A 15644-nucleotide genomic window follows, 5' to 3' on the forward strand; every position below is an offset into this window, starting at 1 on the left:
TCTCTTCACTGATCACCTCTGAAGAAACCTCATCAGAAATGATGAGGTTTTTTTTCGTCTAGCGATCAGTGGAATTAATGATTTTTAGTTATCGGCTATAGAAGAGAAACAGAAGGGGTTCGCCTGATGTTCAAAGAATGTCTCTTCACTGATCACCTCTGAAGAAACCTCATCAGAAAGCTGAGTTTTTTTTCGKCTAGCGATCAGTGGAAYTAATGATTTTTAGTTGTCGGCTATAGAAGAGAAACAGAAGGGGTTCGCCTGATGTTCAAAGAATGTCTCTTCACTGATCACCTCTGAAGAAACCTCATCAGAAATGATGAGGTTTTTTTTCGTCTAGCGATCAGTGGAATTAATGATTTTTAGTTRTCGGCTATAGAAGAGAAACAGAAGRGGTTCGCCTGATGTTCAAAGAATGTCTCTTCACTGATCACTTTTGAAGAAACCTCATCAGAAATGATGAGGTTTTTTTTCGTCTAGCGAGCAGTGGAATTAATGATTTTTAGTTGTCGGTTATAGAAGAGAAACAGAAGGGGTTCGCCTGATGTTCATGAATATTTTCTCGGCTCTACATTCGTGTAGAAGCTGGTTTCATTGAGAACAATCCCGTTATGTATTTTCTCGATTGAAACTATTTGTATTAAATCGCCATGTGAATATGGTTTTTATGACTATATTTATACTTATGGGTAGTCCTATTGGTTGTATTTAGTTTTTTATATGGTTTATGTATTTGAAATGTTAAAACTTAATGGTGAATAAAACTGTTTGGTTTTTTCTCTGAGAATAGGCGCTTGTTCTTAGGAAATAGGGCTATTAAGTACGAAAATAGATAAATGTAAAGTATGAAAGCCCAGCATTTAATAATAAAGAGTGATAATTTATTCACAAATTCGGCATAACTATATTTATTAAGTGCTTTAAAACTGCGCAATCTCGATTTTTTATCCTATGTTTGTTGCTTTTCTGTGAAATATTTGCCAAATTGATGGACTTGTAAATTGGCAGAACATTGTTCTGGCAGTGAATGGATTCCAATTTTGCAGACAGGGCAGAGAGCTGCCATAGCAGTAGAGGTCTGGTAATGTCACTTTTAGAAGTTAAAAATCTTCGTATTGAATACCCTTCTCGTCACGGTGTTCATGCGGCAGTTAAATCGCTGTCGTTTAATATTGAACGTGGTGAAATCGTCGGTGTTGTGGGGGAATCTGGCGCTGGTAAGTCCACCGTCGGTAACGCGGTTATTGATCTATTAAGTCCTCCAGGGGTTATTGCTGATGGCGAGGTTTTCTTAGATGGTGAAAAAGTTTCGGGGTTAACTCCGGAGCAGATGCGTAAAGTTCGTGGCTCTAAGATTGGTTTTATTTTTCAAGACCCGATGACCTCGTTAAACCCATTATTCACCGTTGAACATCAGTTAAAAGAGACGATTCACGCGAACTTGGATATGACAGATGAAGAAGCATCTGAGCGTGCATTGTCACTAATGAACCAAGTGGGTATTCCTCAACCAGAAAACCGATTAAAGCAGTATCCGCACCAATTTTCAGGCGGTATGCGACAGCGTGTTGTTATTGCCATTGCTCTTGCTGGTGAACCCGATCTTATTATTGCTGATGAGCCAACGACCGCATTAGATGTTTCAATTCAAGATCAGATTTTAAGCCTTATCCGTGAGTTATGCGTGACTAATAACGTTGGCTGTATGTTAGTGACCCATGATATGGGTGTTGTTTCGAACGTGACGGATCGTGTGGCGGTCATGTACCGTGGTGATTTGGTTGAGTTTGGCCCAACCGCGAAAGTTTTAGGAACACCAGAACATCCTTACACGCACAGCCTTATTTCCGCAGTCCCTCGTTCAGATGTAAAACTCGACCGATTCCCGCTTGTTAGCTATATCGAAGAAGCGCATGAAATGGAGCAACTGGACGTCAAAAATCATTGGTTAGGTCAAAGTCAAGATCACCGTGAGTACACTGGCCCACTGCTAAATGTTGAGAATGTTAGCTTACGCTTCATCACTAAAGATTCGATGTTTGAGAGTCGCCGTCAGTACGTTCAAGCTTCGAATAACGTTAGCTTTGAGGTGTTTGAAGGTGAAACGTTTGGTTTAGTTGGTGAATCAGGGTCGGGTAAATCAACCATTGCACGGGTTATTGCTGGATTGTACAAGCCTAACGAAGGGCACGTTACCTTTGAAGGTATCGACCTCACTGGCCTCAAATCAGAAAAAGAACGTCGCCCAATGCGTCGTCAAATGCAGATGGTATTCCAAAACCCATATACATCAATGAACCCTCGAATGAAGATCTTTGACATTATTGCCGAGCCGATTCGTTTTCATAAATTGACTCGCAATGAAAATGAAACACGTCAAATTGTGCATGATTTATTGGATCATGTTGGGTTAGGAAAAATGGCGGGGCTTAAATATCCTCATGAATTTTCTGGTGGTCAACGTCAGCGTATTTCTATCGCCCGAGCTCTGGCAACACGTCCACGCCTATTAATTTGTGATGAACCGACTTCGGCACTGGATGTGTCGGTACAGGCTCAAATCCTCAACCTGTTAAAAGACCTTCAAGCTGAACTTAACCTCACAATGCTCTTCATCAGTCATGATTTACCTGTTATTCGTCAAATGTGTGATCGTGTAGGTGTGATGCAAATGGGTAAATTACTAGAAGTAGCACCAACAGAGCAGCTATTTACTGACCCTCAACATGAGTACAGCCAACACCTAATTTCCTTGATGCCTGAGTTTTTGGGATTGAGAGAAGATGTAAAATCGGCATAAAAGTCGAAATAAAAAAGTAAGAAAAGGCAGTGGTTCCAAGTTCGCTTGGATATAAAACAAAGCAAATACATAAAATAGGGATTTAAGTCCCCGCATGAAGGAGTTATGCAATGAAAACCATGAAAAGCAAGTTAGCAGTCGCTTTGATGGCAGCTGGCCTAAGTTTTGGCGCAGCGGCAGCAGATATTACCGTTGGCTATGCAGCTGACCCTGTATCACTTGATCCGCATGAGCAGCTATCTGGCGGCACACTGCAAATGTCTCACATGGTATTTGACCCTCTAGTTCGCTTCTCTCAGTCAATGGACTTTGAAGCACGCCTAGCTGAAAGCTGGGAGCGTGTGAACGATACAACTTTCCGTTTCAACTTACGTAAAGGTGTAAAATTCCATTCTGGTAACGAGCTAACCGCAGACGACGTAGTATGGACATTCGAGCGTCTTCAAAATTCACCTGATTTTAAATCAATTTTCACGCCGTATGAAAAATTGGTAAAAGTTGACGATTACACTGTAGAACTCATTTCAAAAGCGCCATACCCATTGGTTCTTCAAACAGCAACGTACATCTTCCCTATGGATAGCAAGTTCTATTCAGGTAAGACGTCAGATGGCAAAGAAAAATCTGAAGTGGTTAAGCATGGTAACTCTTTTGCATCGACTAACGTTTCAGGTACGGGCCCGTTCATCGTAACGTCTCGTGAGCAGGGCGTTAAAGTGGTATTTGAACGCTTTAATGATTACTGGGATTCAAAGTCTGACGGTAACGTAGATAAGCTAACGTTAGTGCCAATTAAAGAAGATGCGACGCGTGTTGCAGCACTTCTTTCTGGTGACGTGGACATGATTCACCCTGTTGCGCCAAATGATCACAAGCGTGTTAAGAATGCGAAAGGGGTCGATTTGGTTACCCTTCCTGGTACACGTATCATCACTTTCCAAATGAACCAAAACAGCAACGAAGCGCTAAAAGATGTGCGCGTTCGTCAAGCTATCGTTCATGCGATCAATAACGAAGGTATCGTTAAGAAGATCATGAAAGGATTTGCAACATCAGCTGGCCAGCAAAGCCCGACAGGTTACGCAGGACACGATGAATCTCTTGTTCCTCGCTACGACCTGAAAAAAGCTAAGCAGCTAATGAAAGAGGCGGGCTACGAGAAAGGCTTTACTCTAACAATGATGGCTCCAAATAACCGTTATGTGAATGATGCGAAAGTGGCACAAGCATCAGCGGCAATGCTATCTAAGATTGGTATTAAAGTTGATCTTAAAACCATGCCTAAAGCGCAATACTGGCCTGAATTCGATGTCTGTGCTGCAGATATGATGATGATTGGTTGGCACTCAGATACAGAAGATTCGGCGAACTTTAATGAGTTCCTAACGATGACTCGTAACGAAGAGACTGGCCGTGGTCAATATAACTGTGGTCACTACTCAAACCCTGAGATGGATGCGATTGTTGAAGCGTCTAACTCTGAAACTGATGCAGCGAAACGTGCAATGATGCTGAAAGGTGTCGAAGCAACACTTTATAAAGACGCAGCATTTGTACCACTACATTGGCAGAGTGAAGCTTGGGGTGCGAAATCTAACGTAGGTGCAGCTGCGGTAGTTAACCCAATGGTTATGCCTTACTTTGGCGACCTTGTAGTTAAGTAATCTTTATTACTTGCTAAATAAGAGCCGTCGACTTGGCGGCTCTTTGTTTACTCTTTGTATACCCTCTTATTTCAGTCGGGCGGTGTATCATTTTAAAGGCTGAATTATATTTTCTAGCAATAGAAATACATGGATAGTTAAGGGGCAAGGAATGTTTACGTTTCTGGTCAAGCGCCTGTTTCAGGCACTGATAGTGATGTTTGTGATCAGTTTGGTGGCGTTTTCCATTCAGGATAATCTGGGTGATCCGTTACGTGAGTTAGTTGGGCAATCTGTTTCTGAGTCGGAGCGTCAAGCTTTGCGCGATGAGTTAGGTCTCAACGATCCCTTCATTACTAAATATACTCGTTTCATTGGCGCCGCTGTTCAGGGCGATCTTGGCACATCTTATTTCTTCAAGCGTCCAGCCGTTGACGTGATTTTAGATAAATTAGTCGCGACGCTAGAGTTGGTATTCGGCGCAGCGTTGATTATTGTTTTTTTATCGATACCTCTTGGTGTATATACCGCCATCCACCCAAAGAGTTTTTTTACCAAAGTCGTTATGGCGGGCAGTAGTATCGGGATCTCCGTGCCGGTATTTTTGACCGCGATTATGCTGATGTATGTCTTCTCTATTGAGTTAGGCTGGCTTCCCTCTTTTGGACGCGGAGAAACGTACAATTTATTGGGTTGGGAGTCTGGCTTCTTTAGTCTCGACGGTCTTGCACACTTAGTGTTGCCGTGCATTGCGTTGGCATCGATTATGCTGCCGCTGTTTATTCGTTTAGTTCGTTCTGAAATGTTAGAAGTGTTGAGCTCTGAGTATATAAAATTTGCTAAAGCGAAAGGCTTGGCTCTGAATAAAATTTACTATCAACATGCTCTGAAAAATACTCTGCTTCCAGTGTTAACGGTTGGTGGTGTGCAAATTGGTACCATGGTGGCTTATACCATTCTGACCGAAACCGTGTTTCAGTGGCCGGGTACTGGCTTCCTATTTTTAGAAGCGATCAATCGAGTGGACACCCCTCTGATCACTGCTTACGTTATTTTTGTTGGGCTTATTTTTGTGGTGACAAATACGATTGTCGATTTGTTGTACGGAATTATTAACCCGACCGTTAATCTTACAGGTAAAGGAGCATAGTCATGAGCAATACTCAAACTGCCGTTGCCCCGTCTACTTGGGAACGTTTTAAACAGTCAGATTTTTTATATTATTTTTTACGCGATAAAGTGGCGATGTTCAGTTTTGCCATTTTCTCTATCTTTTTGATTATGGCTCTCGCGGCACCACTCGTGGCACCGATGGACCCATATGATGTGACTTCTATTGATATCATGGACTCCGAACTTCCTCCTTCGTGGATGGAAGAGGGGGATGAGCGTTTCTTGCTCGGAACCGATGAACAAGGCCGTGATATTCTTTCAACTATGCTCTACGGCTCTCGCTTGTCGTTAACGATTGGCTTCTTAGCAGTTGGTTTACAGCTGTTCTTGGGCATTATTATTGGACTATCATCAGGTTACTTTGGTGGTCGAATTGATAGTTTCCTAATGCGGTTTGCCGATGTTCAGCTGTCATTTTCGACAATGATGGTCGCGATAATTGTCTCTGCGATTTTCAAGGCAAGTTTTGGTAGTGACTTTTATAGTCAATACGCAGTGCTAATGCTGGTGGTGATCATCGGTATTGCCGAGTGGCCTCAGTATGCTCGTACGATTCGTGCGTCGGTATTGGCTGAAAAAGAGAAAGAGTATGTAGAAGCGGCACGAGTGATGGGCTTTAAAGCGCCACGCATCATGTTCCGTCATATCTTGCCGAACTGTTTATCGCCAATTTTGGTTATTTCTACCGTACAAATAGCGAATGCCATCATGTCTGAGGCGGCATTGTCGTTCCTTGGTTTAGGCCTACCGGTTGATCAGCCTTCGCTTGGTGCCTTGATTAGCACAGGGTTTAACTACATCTTCTCAGGCGCGTGGTGGATCACCGCATTCCCAGGTGTACTTTTAGTTACCCTTGTGTTGGTAATAAACTTACTCGGTGACTGGTTGCGAGATGTATTCAACCCTAAGATCTATAAAGGGTAACTGAATAATTGGATTGTTAGCTAATTAATAATGAAAAGTAAGAGCCGTAAGATATTACGGCTCTTTTTTTGCATGTAATCTAGGGTATCGCATTATCGTCAAATCCTTGAATGTGATTGGTATGGAAAAAACAACGGTTTCTCTATCAATCAGCTAGAGTATGTATGGAGTTTAGAATGGCAAAAAAGCCACGTATTAAAAATAAAACCTACAGCCTAGGCTTAATAGTGGCCGCTTCTTTGAGTTTCACCACTATTTCTCACGCAGAGTCATTCTTATGTGATGGTACACAAGCTGCCGCAAATCAGTTGCCACAGTTGAGCCAAAGTTGCCCTATTGGTAAAGGCTTATGGGGCAAGGCGTTGCCGAATGAAAACATTGAGGATCCAACGTTTTGGATTCAATGTGGGATGTTAGCCAAGACGTTATCTCTCGCTACTGCGAAACCGCTTTACCAGAAAATATCTACGGACGTGTGGATGAAGCCCGAAGGGAATGGATATCGATGCCTGATTGGGCCTTACGATAACTTCCCGGATGCGAAGAAAGAGCTTTCGCAAGTCAGAAGCCTTAAAGCCTATAAAGAAGCCTTTATTCGAGTGGTTGATAAGTCAGCACCTCAAGCTAAACCGTCAGTAAAACCCGATCCAGCCGCGAAAAATAAAGCGCTTAAAGCTAAAGGTGCTAAAACAAAAGAGCCTAAAGCAAAAGCGTCACCGTCTGTGCGGAACACAATGAAACCTAAATCAACGCAGGTATTAGCGACATCTGAGCTAACCACAAATACCGATATTTCCGTCCGAGTTCAAACGCAAGTAGACGGGCGAACTTATGTTGTGCCATATGTTTTGGATGATAATAACCAGTTCTATATGGAGCACAGCAAAGCATGGAACCGTTTAAGTTATGACAACGCAGGGGAAGTTTGTAGCGAACTTAAAATGCGTTTAGTAACAGAAGATGAGTGGAAAAAATTACTGGCGACAAATGTGATGGAAAAAGACAGTTGGCCAATGCATCTGCCATATTGGGGCCATCAGAAGAAAGGATTATTCACCAACGGAAGAGTCACCCAGCTAAAGGGGTCATCATTGCTGAACGTATTGTGTGTGAAGTAGTGTAGAGACAAGACAAAGTGATAAAAAAGCCCCGCAATGCGGGGCTTCGTTTATCTGCAATTATTAGCTTTTGCTTACTCGTACGAGCTATCACCAATGTATTTAATATTCATATTGAATGATGGTAGCTGATCTGTCAGTCCCATTAAATGGATGCGGTGGGAGCTTGGGTTTGCAAAGTTAGTTTTGTAGTCAAAATCTAAGGTTACGTATTTATATTTTTCTGTATTAGTCCAACAATTATCACCCTCAGTGAAGCTTGCCCATTGCTCACCAAAGAACCCCGTATCAAATGAGTTTTGTAGATCAGCACACGTGATATCTCCATTTGGATTATCAATAAACAAATCAGCGTCTGCTATACCATCATTACCGCCATCACCTTTGTTTTGCATCTGTGGAGTGATGTATAGCTCAACATACTCACCATTGATAAACAATGTTGTTAATTGAGCTACGTTATCCCAACTTCCGGTCGATACTGAATTGAGGCGACTTTCAGTTTCTGCTTTAGAAGTCATTGCTTCAAATGTTCCGAAGTCATCATCCTCATCTTCTTTCTCCACACTCGTTACGGTAAATCGTGAAGAAGTACCAAGTTTAGATGTGTGTTTAACCTCTAGAGTCATTGGGGCATAGTCATCTTCTAGGATGGTGATAACGTCGCCTTCAATACTGTAAGTTGCGCTTGCTGTATCTGATACAGGTGCGCAGCTTGTATTGACATCACCACTGTAAGACTCGCTACCAAAATATACTTTACCGTCATTTAAGTAGAATGTTTCACAGCGGTTCAACTTAACTTTATCATCAGACTCTGGGGTTTCGACGAAATATAATGGTTTACCTACTAGAGGGTGAAGATCGGGATCGACAGGTGGTGTCACCTCATCACTTGGTGCAACTGTTGGTAGCGAGAAGCTAACTGGTTCTGAAATAATTTCACCATCGTTATCTACATTTACACCTGCCATCATAATAAAGTGGCCATTTGTGACAGCTTTGGTTGGTGTACCTGAGAGTTTAAGGTATACATCATTTTCGATCGCTACTTTAACGCCGGGAATGCTTGTCGCGCCTTCTTGATCGTTTTCTAGGCCAACATAGTATTCTACTGAACCTGAGACATAGTCATCTTCAAATAACTCGTCAATCGCAATGCTATGAACATCGATCTCTTCACCAACTTTCATATTAGAGAGAAGTTGAGTGATGTACTTTTGTAATTCTGCAACTTCTTCTGGATCGGCTTTAATATTTTGCTCTTGGATTTCAGGAAGTGTGAATGTAACGTAAGTTGTATTCACGCCATCGTAAGCCGTAATGGTTACACTCTCACCAGCGGGATAAGCGTAAGTTGGAGCCTTTAATAGTTGAAGAGTTGCGTCTGCACCAACTTGGCTTTGATCGTCGATAAATATTTCTAGTCCATTCACAGATGTGTAAGCATCATATGCTAGTACGTCTTTATCATTAAATAGATCACTGATAATCACATAATCAAGTGAAGGAGCGACACCTTGAGCGAGTTCAAGTTCATCAAACCAAGATTGGATTTCTATTTTTTTATCAGCAATAACGCTTGGAGCTTCATTTTCTAGATCAACTTCTAACTCAAGTGTTGTTGTTGCAGAGCCAACAACTTTGTTTGTAGAATTTTTATCTTCCGCCGCTAGTGTAACGATGTAAGTATCACGGATAAGTGATGGCGTACCTGTAACGACTAGGTCACCGCCATTCACGGCAGTCAAAGTTACGCCCGTAATGATTTCTTGCATCTTAGTTGTGATTGATGCGTTGATTACGATGTCGTTGTTATCTGCGTCGCTAAATAGCGCTGTTTCTTCAAAAGAAAGCGGTAAAGAAATATCCAGATCTTCGTGAGTCGTTAGCTCTAATTTATCAGCTTGCGCGTTTAGATGATCTTTAGCATCTTTGCTTACGACAAGCTTAGTGTTAATTACTGGCTCTGTTGTTGGGTTACCATCAACAATCGGTTTGAAGTTTTCGTCGTCGATCTTATCTAAGTTATCTTCTACAACTTCAGTCGCTTCTTCTGCAACACCTGTTGGGTTAGCCTCATAACCAGCAGGGTCGTTAGCTTTAGATTCTGTTAGGATTTGAGCGGTTTTATGAAGCTCTGCACTATCATTGGCAATGACGTCTCCGAAGGCATCTTCGCTGTTTTCGGGTAAACCTAATGATACGTTGACGGTTTTCTTAGCTTCGGTAATGTCAGCGTCAGTTGGGTTAGCTCCTGCTTCAAGTACCACTAGATCCGTTAAAGGAGATATGACATCTTCACCAGGCAAAGTTCTGAATACGACTTCATGTTCCATTGCTTGAGTTGGGTGATCCATGTCTATGGTGTATTTACCAGCAAACAGTTGTGGGTTACTTGCGATAAGCGCTGCTTGTTTTGCGCCACCAGGCGTTAATGTTTGCAAAGCTAAGCTAGTCACAGAGCGGAATTCGTCGTCAGATAGGCTTAGCTTACCTTCAGAGTCTGTTAGCCCTAAGATGATGTCTGAATTGATGTCCAAAACGCCATTTTTGTTTTTATCATCAAACACAACCGCTTGGTTAAAGTAACCATCAAAACCTGTAATCGTTACACCATTAGGCGCTGCGCCATCTGAACCGCTCGAACCGCCACCACAACCTGTTAGTGCCACTGCTACTGACGCTGCTAGCAAAGTAATCTTCTTCATTATTTATCCTTTGTTATTTAAGGTGTGGATGACCCACAGTTCCTTGTTTACCACTGATTATTTTTTTAAGCCGATATTAGAATCTTTAAGGCATGTTTTTTACGAGTTTTCATAAGCAATAACAAGACACGGAAAGCATGAAAAAAACCGTAAACTTTTTTACGTTTTTCTTTTATTTAAGACAATCGATCTATTTATTTCTGGTTGGAGAGTGGTAGACAAAATTCATTTTTAGTTCCTCATACAAATGTGCGTACTCAGGTTTTGGTCTAAAAATATAGCTGTATACGTTGCCATCAATGAACTCATCATAGGGACTGTATGTGAGATCAGTGAAAAGTGAAAAACGCTGATTTGAAGGGAACTCACCACAATGAAAAGAGTACGTATTCTCGGGATGAGTGCTTGAGGATACGATATCAATGTCGTAATTACCTTTTCCTGCCATCACTGAAGATTGGAAAAATGGGCCGACATATTGGCAATTGAGGCTGATATCGTAACCGTGAATATTAAGGTCGGAATCCATAAACTCACCATTGCTACCAATATTCTCTCGCTGGTAAATGTAGTTACCTGCATAAACAAGGAGATACTCTTGTTTTGGTGTCAGAATAAGATAATCAAAAGTGGCTGATTGGTATTCATATTGGCCTGTATGAATGTTTATTTTTGCTTCCATTGCCGCTTTACTTTTCTGTAAGGTGTAGCTTTCGTATTTTTCACTATCATAAATTGTGGTGAAATAGTTCGTCACACCTTTTTGTTGTACCGATGAGTACTCTTTCTTTAAATCCCATATCTGCTGAGCATGAAAGCTAGACTCATTACTGCTTATAATGAGTTGGTTGCCGTTTATTTGATAATGCCCAATGTCACGCAGTTGATTTTCATTGGGGCAGGAAGTTTTGGCCGTTGATTTGGCGTAATAAACAACATCATTAATGAATTTGAATGCCTCACAGAAGACCACCTCATAGTTGTAACTGACTCCTGCGTGCTGTTTGGCTGACTCTAAGCGATAAACAATGTCACCAATGAGCGGATGTTCTTGTTCTTCAGTTGATGCTTCTACTTCTGGTAGTGAGAAATGTGCCGAAACCCACGCTTGCTGATCATCACCATGGTAACTGTCTCTTACTGATACCGTTAATCTAGAAGGTTCGGCTTGTAATTCGGGTGTGCCCTGAATGAGTAAAGTACCGTTATTGGATATAGAGAGCCCTGACGCACTGAGGTCGATGCGAGTCGTTAAAAAATCATCATCAGGATCTGAAAACAGCTGATTTAGGTTCAACTCATAGCTGATAGGACTACCTTGAGTGAGTTGCCATGAATAAATGACCGTTTGTAGCTGTTGATGAATTTGTTGGTTGAGTTCCGGCTTTCGGTTTTGTCCTGTTCCGTCATTGTTATCATCGGTACTGACTATCACCGTCGTACTGTTTGGTTCAAAGGCGTCTAACAACGCTTGTTCAGAGTTTTTTTGTTCTTGGTTTAACGGTGAAGCATGAACATTCGCATCATCGGACTTTTCGGTAAGTGGAATGTTTTTTGGATTCTTTTTCACCATATTCAAGGTAGCGTTTGAAACCTCGGGGTGAGGTTGTTCAAGGCTTGAATCCGCACTCTGAGGCTGTTTTGATCGTTCACTCAGAGTTGCTGTTAACTCTTCACTATAGGTCGATGAGATCCATAACCAAGCGGCACTCCCGAATAAAGTGACACATAATAGAAGCCGACGTTTGTTCATTGTTATTAACGCTCTAAATTGAATAATGATTAAGCCATGCGTGACTGTAGCCAACAGCGCGAAAATTTTAGATCTTTTTCGATTAAGCTATCGCTGCATTCGAGTAGTTGGCTGATCTCTTGATTTCTCATACCCATCAAATATTTCAGCTTTAACGCATTGGACTGTCTAGGGTACTGAACACTAAACCGATCCAGCGCTTTATCGACAATAATCAGTTGTTCGAATTTATCGTCATGCAAATTCGGAATGGACGTCAGTTGTTGGCGTTTTTTCGCTTGGAGCGAACGTGCGTTATCTATCAATATTTGGCGCATAACTTTCGCGGCCATCAGAAAAAATTCACGCTTGTTTGATACATCGCTGAGATCTGAGTGGCTCATTTTTAAATACGCATCATGTATGAGGGCGGTTGTGCTATTCACGCTGTCGGCAAGCACTTCGTTATCAATGCCATGTTTTACTGCGCTTCTGTCACGCTCTTGTTGGGCGATGTTTCTGAGTTGCAAATAGGCAAATTGATAGAGTTCACTTTCAGCTTGTTTGTTGCCAGATTGCCACTGTTGGATAATTTGGGTCAGTGAGTTTGCCATTATGCTGCTCCTGCAATTTTTTTGAACTCGGAGATTTTGAACGTCTCTAATTGCTCTGAGCCGTCTTGTTGTATTCTTTTTTCTTGTCTATAGCGATAAAGCACACCTTGATCCCAACTTTCCCCAGCAGGTAAATATTCCCAAGTGGTGTATTGAGGTTGGGAGTCTTTGTTGTACCAACGAACTAATATATTCATTTGAGCGAGAGTCGCTGAACCCTGTGAGCTTTCTAGCCACCACATATCTGGATATTGGTCAGTGACGTCGATGCTGTACTGGCTAATATCTGTTGGGCAATCTGTATTTTCTTTTTCGGTTAGGAATATTTTACGCTGTTTTATAAGTAAACATTGCTGAGTCGTGTTATCGCTAAGGTATTGCGTTTTTTGCCAAATACCTTGGTAAGAGATGTTGTTACCTTTGATTTCTGGGTAGGTAAACCAAAGCATTTCAGTTTGATTATTATGCTGTATCTTTTCAGTCGGACCTAGCCCTTGGACTTTCTCCATTAATAGTTGGGTGCTTGGGTCAAAACTTAAGGCAACTGTCCGATATTTCCACTTTCCTTCATCGCTATAGTTTTCGATCGAAAAGCCGTTGAGATCATTACGAGTACAACCATCTTGAGCGCATCCGACTAAGCCCTGTTGTTGAGCGAAGTTGCCGATAGGCTCGATTACGATCTCTTTGTATTGTTTATTGAGATCTAAATAACAGCCATTAAAGTAGTCACCCACGCTAGGGTATTGGATCATACTGTCATTCGTAATTTGATAAGACATGCTGCCGAAAGGCGGGGTGTATTTTGGATGTTTTCGATAACGTAAATCATAAGCACATAACTTACCTGACCAATCTTTTTTCTTGATGATGATATTACTTAGGCGAGTATTGAGTGGCTGATAGATAACATCATCAGAAGTGAAGTTCTTCTGAATGTACTCTTGGCTTTGATTAAGGTGCTCAACGGCGGTTTTTACGCTAACCAGTGGAATACCGAGATCTTGGCTTGAACTGTTTAAGAAGCTTAAATCAATATTTTTAAGCTTCTGCTGAAAGTTTGGATCGGATAATAAGCGACTAGCAAGCACAATCTCTTCTTGATTCAATGGCGTGCTATCCAGTGAGAGAAGCAAGCGTGTGATATTGATACTACGGCTTGGTTGAGTCGTCGCAAGACTAGGGGTGATGATTTTCTGGCTAGATAACGTAGTCAGCAAATAACTTGATTCATCACTCCCTAAAAAGAAGCTCACCACATCACTTGGGTTATATTGGTATTTCCCTTTGTTGGTGACTCCAGATAGCCCTGAGCTGGTTTGGTAGTACAAACCACTAACCGGAGCATCGATAAAATACCCCGTACTAGGGATTGATTGAGCGTGGGTAATACCACTAAAAAGTGTGATACACGCGCCGAGCAAAGCCATACTCTTCATGTTTATTCTCTTCTACGTTGTTTTATTTTTTTGTGCAATTTGGCGCGCAATTGAGGCTGCTCTTTTTAGGGACCGGCGTCATCATGGCTAATAGCATCTTTTGTTTTATGTGTTGAGGTAAGTTGGGGTTTGCAAGGATCCTTCGTCTCGTGAGTTCAAGCATTGTCTGTACGGACATCTGTGCATTCACATCCCCTTTGCTATGAAACATTAAACTGGCCACTTCAAACATCATCTCTTCAGCGACCTGTTTTTCTTGCTCTAACTGGTGGTTTTTTTGAATGAGAGTGATCGAAAAAGCCGCGGCAGATATTATTAATAACCCCCCAAGCATCATTTGAATTGGCTTACGCTGAAATAGTCTTAGAGTGCTATAAAACGGCATATTTTGTTTTATGGAAATAGGCTGATGCGTGAGAATGTTTTTTATATCATAACGCAGCTTTTCAACAGATTTATACCTCTGCTCTGGCTGCTCTTGAGTCGCTTTTTGAATGATACAGAAAACATCAGATCGCGGATGTTCATCTGGAAACATTAGCGACAGTATTTTCCCCAGCGAATAGACATCGCTTTGGTTCGTCAAATAATCGCCAGCCATCTGCTCTGGACTGGCATAGTGCTCACTGTACGCAAGTAGAAGATCACTGTGACTGTCATTGGTGGCCACTTTTTGGGTAATGTTGAAATCTAAAAGCTTTGGGTTTCCATCGCTATCAACAAGGATGTTCTCTGGCTTTAAATCAGCATGGAGTATATGTTGCTGGTGGGCGTGCTCAATGGCTTGGCAAATTTGAGTAAAAAGTAGCAACTTTCTTTTTTTAGACAGTTTATTTCTTTCCAAGTGCGCATTCAGTGTGTCACCAATAACCCGTTCCATGATGATATAGAGATAGCCTTGGTGTTCACCGCCATCAAATACTTTTGCCACGTAAGGATGATTGAGCCTTGCGAGTAGTTGTGCTTCATCAAACAGTGCTCTTCTGCCTAAGATGTCAGTCAACCCTGCTTGAATAAACTTAATGGCTAACTGCTGCTCAAAAGTATGATCTGCTCTCTCTGCTGCATAGACAATCCCCATCCCCCCTCGACCTATCTCTTGACGAAGTTGGTATTTACCGATGATTTGATCGGAGAAATTTAACTCTTGTTTGATTGCTTGTTGCGCGTGGAAGCCGAGCAACTGAGTGAGTGGCTCTGAAGGGACCGTTTTAAGTAAAGGTTGTAACTGCCTATATAGATTGGGTTGATGAATCTTAAGAGTAAATAACTGCTTTTCTCTTTCGACTTCATCAAGATCTAACAGATTGTAGAAAACTTGAGTTGAACTGGAACCTAGCTGCACGACGACTATTATTTTTTTATTTTGTTTGGCTAAGTTTATAATATATTTTAGAAAAATATATTAATTTCGAATGGCAAAGCGGCTCTCAATAAGCGTTAGGTAACAAAATAAAAAAAAAGGTCAGTAATTACTGACCTTTTTCTCA

The 15644-nt window shown here is 41.6% G+C and carries 10 protein-coding genes; 5 read left to right on the forward strand and 5 right to left on the reverse strand.

Annotated features, from left to right (window positions below; genetic code table 11):
• Window positions 1-1084: 1084 nt before the first annotated feature.
• From L4C39_RS09370 to L4C39_RS09390, 5 genes are all read left to right on the forward strand, one after another.
• Window positions 1085-2800 (forward strand): dipeptide ABC transporter ATP-binding protein, encoded by a 1716-nt coding sequence (locus tag L4C39_RS09370; protein ID WP_113796118.1) that lies wholly within the window; start codon window positions 1085-1087, stop codon window positions 2798-2800.
• 110 nt (window positions 2801-2910) lie between these two features.
• Window positions 2911-4464, forward strand: a complete 1554-nt coding sequence (locus tag L4C39_RS09375; RefSeq protein ID WP_017052085.1) for an ABC transporter substrate-binding protein — start codon at window positions 2911-2913, stop codon at window positions 4462-4464.
• Between the two features lie 151 nt (window positions 4465-4615).
• Window positions 4616-5593 carry an ABC transporter permease gene (locus L4C39_RS09380; RefSeq protein ID WP_113796120.1) on the forward strand — a complete coding sequence of 326 codons (978 nt, stop codon included), beginning with the start codon at window positions 4616-4618 and terminating at the stop codon, window positions 5591-5593.
• A gap of 2 nt (window positions 5594-5595) precedes the next feature.
• On the forward strand, window positions 5596-6540 hold the full coding sequence (locus L4C39_RS09385) for an ABC transporter permease (protein ID WP_017052087.1): 945 nt from the start codon (window positions 5596-5598) through the stop codon (window positions 6538-6540).
• 164 nt (window positions 6541-6704) lie between these two features.
• Complete coding sequence (locus L4C39_RS09390) at window positions 6705-7658, forward strand: SPOR domain-containing protein (RefSeq protein ID WP_429745539.1); 954 nt, start codon at window positions 6705-6707, stop codon at window positions 7656-7658.
• Between the two features lie 74 nt (window positions 7659-7732).
• Here L4C39_RS09390 and L4C39_RS09395 read toward each other — a convergent pair whose 3' ends face one another.
• The 5 genes from L4C39_RS09395 to L4C39_RS09415 form a co-directional block, all read right to left on the reverse strand.
• Entirely contained in the window at window positions 7733-10369 is a 2637-nt protein-coding gene (locus tag L4C39_RS09395) for a hypothetical protein (RefSeq protein ID WP_429745541.1), read from the reverse strand.
• Window positions 10370-10559: 190 nt separating this feature from the next.
• Entirely contained in the window at window positions 10560-12122 is a 1563-nt protein-coding gene (locus L4C39_RS09400) for a hypothetical protein (RefSeq protein WP_429745543.1), read from the reverse strand.
• A gap of 29 nt (window positions 12123-12151) precedes the next feature.
• The gene (locus L4C39_RS09405; protein ID WP_113796128.1) at window positions 12152-12715 is read right to left on the reverse strand and encodes a sigma-70 family RNA polymerase sigma factor; all 564 of its coding nucleotides are present in this window, start codon (window positions 12713-12715) and stop codon (window positions 12152-12154) included.
• On the reverse strand, window positions 12715-14154 hold the full coding sequence (locus tag L4C39_RS09410; RefSeq protein WP_429745546.1) for a chromosome partitioning protein ParA: 1440 nt from the start codon (window positions 14152-14154) through the stop codon (window positions 12715-12717). The genes L4C39_RS09405 and L4C39_RS09410 overlap by 1 nt, the downstream gene beginning before the upstream one ends.
• Before the next feature lie 22 nt (window positions 14155-14176).
• The gene (locus L4C39_RS09415; RefSeq protein ID WP_113796132.1) at window positions 14177-15499 is read right to left on the reverse strand and encodes a serine/threonine protein kinase; all 1323 of its coding nucleotides are present in this window, start codon (window positions 15497-15499) and stop codon (window positions 14177-14179) included.
• Window positions 15500-15644: the final 145 nt, after the last annotated feature.

The organism is Vibrio clamense, from assembly GCF_050337905.1.
Classification (GTDB): domain Bacteria; phylum Pseudomonadota; class Gammaproteobacteria; order Enterobacterales; family Vibrionaceae; genus Vibrio; species Vibrio cortegadensis.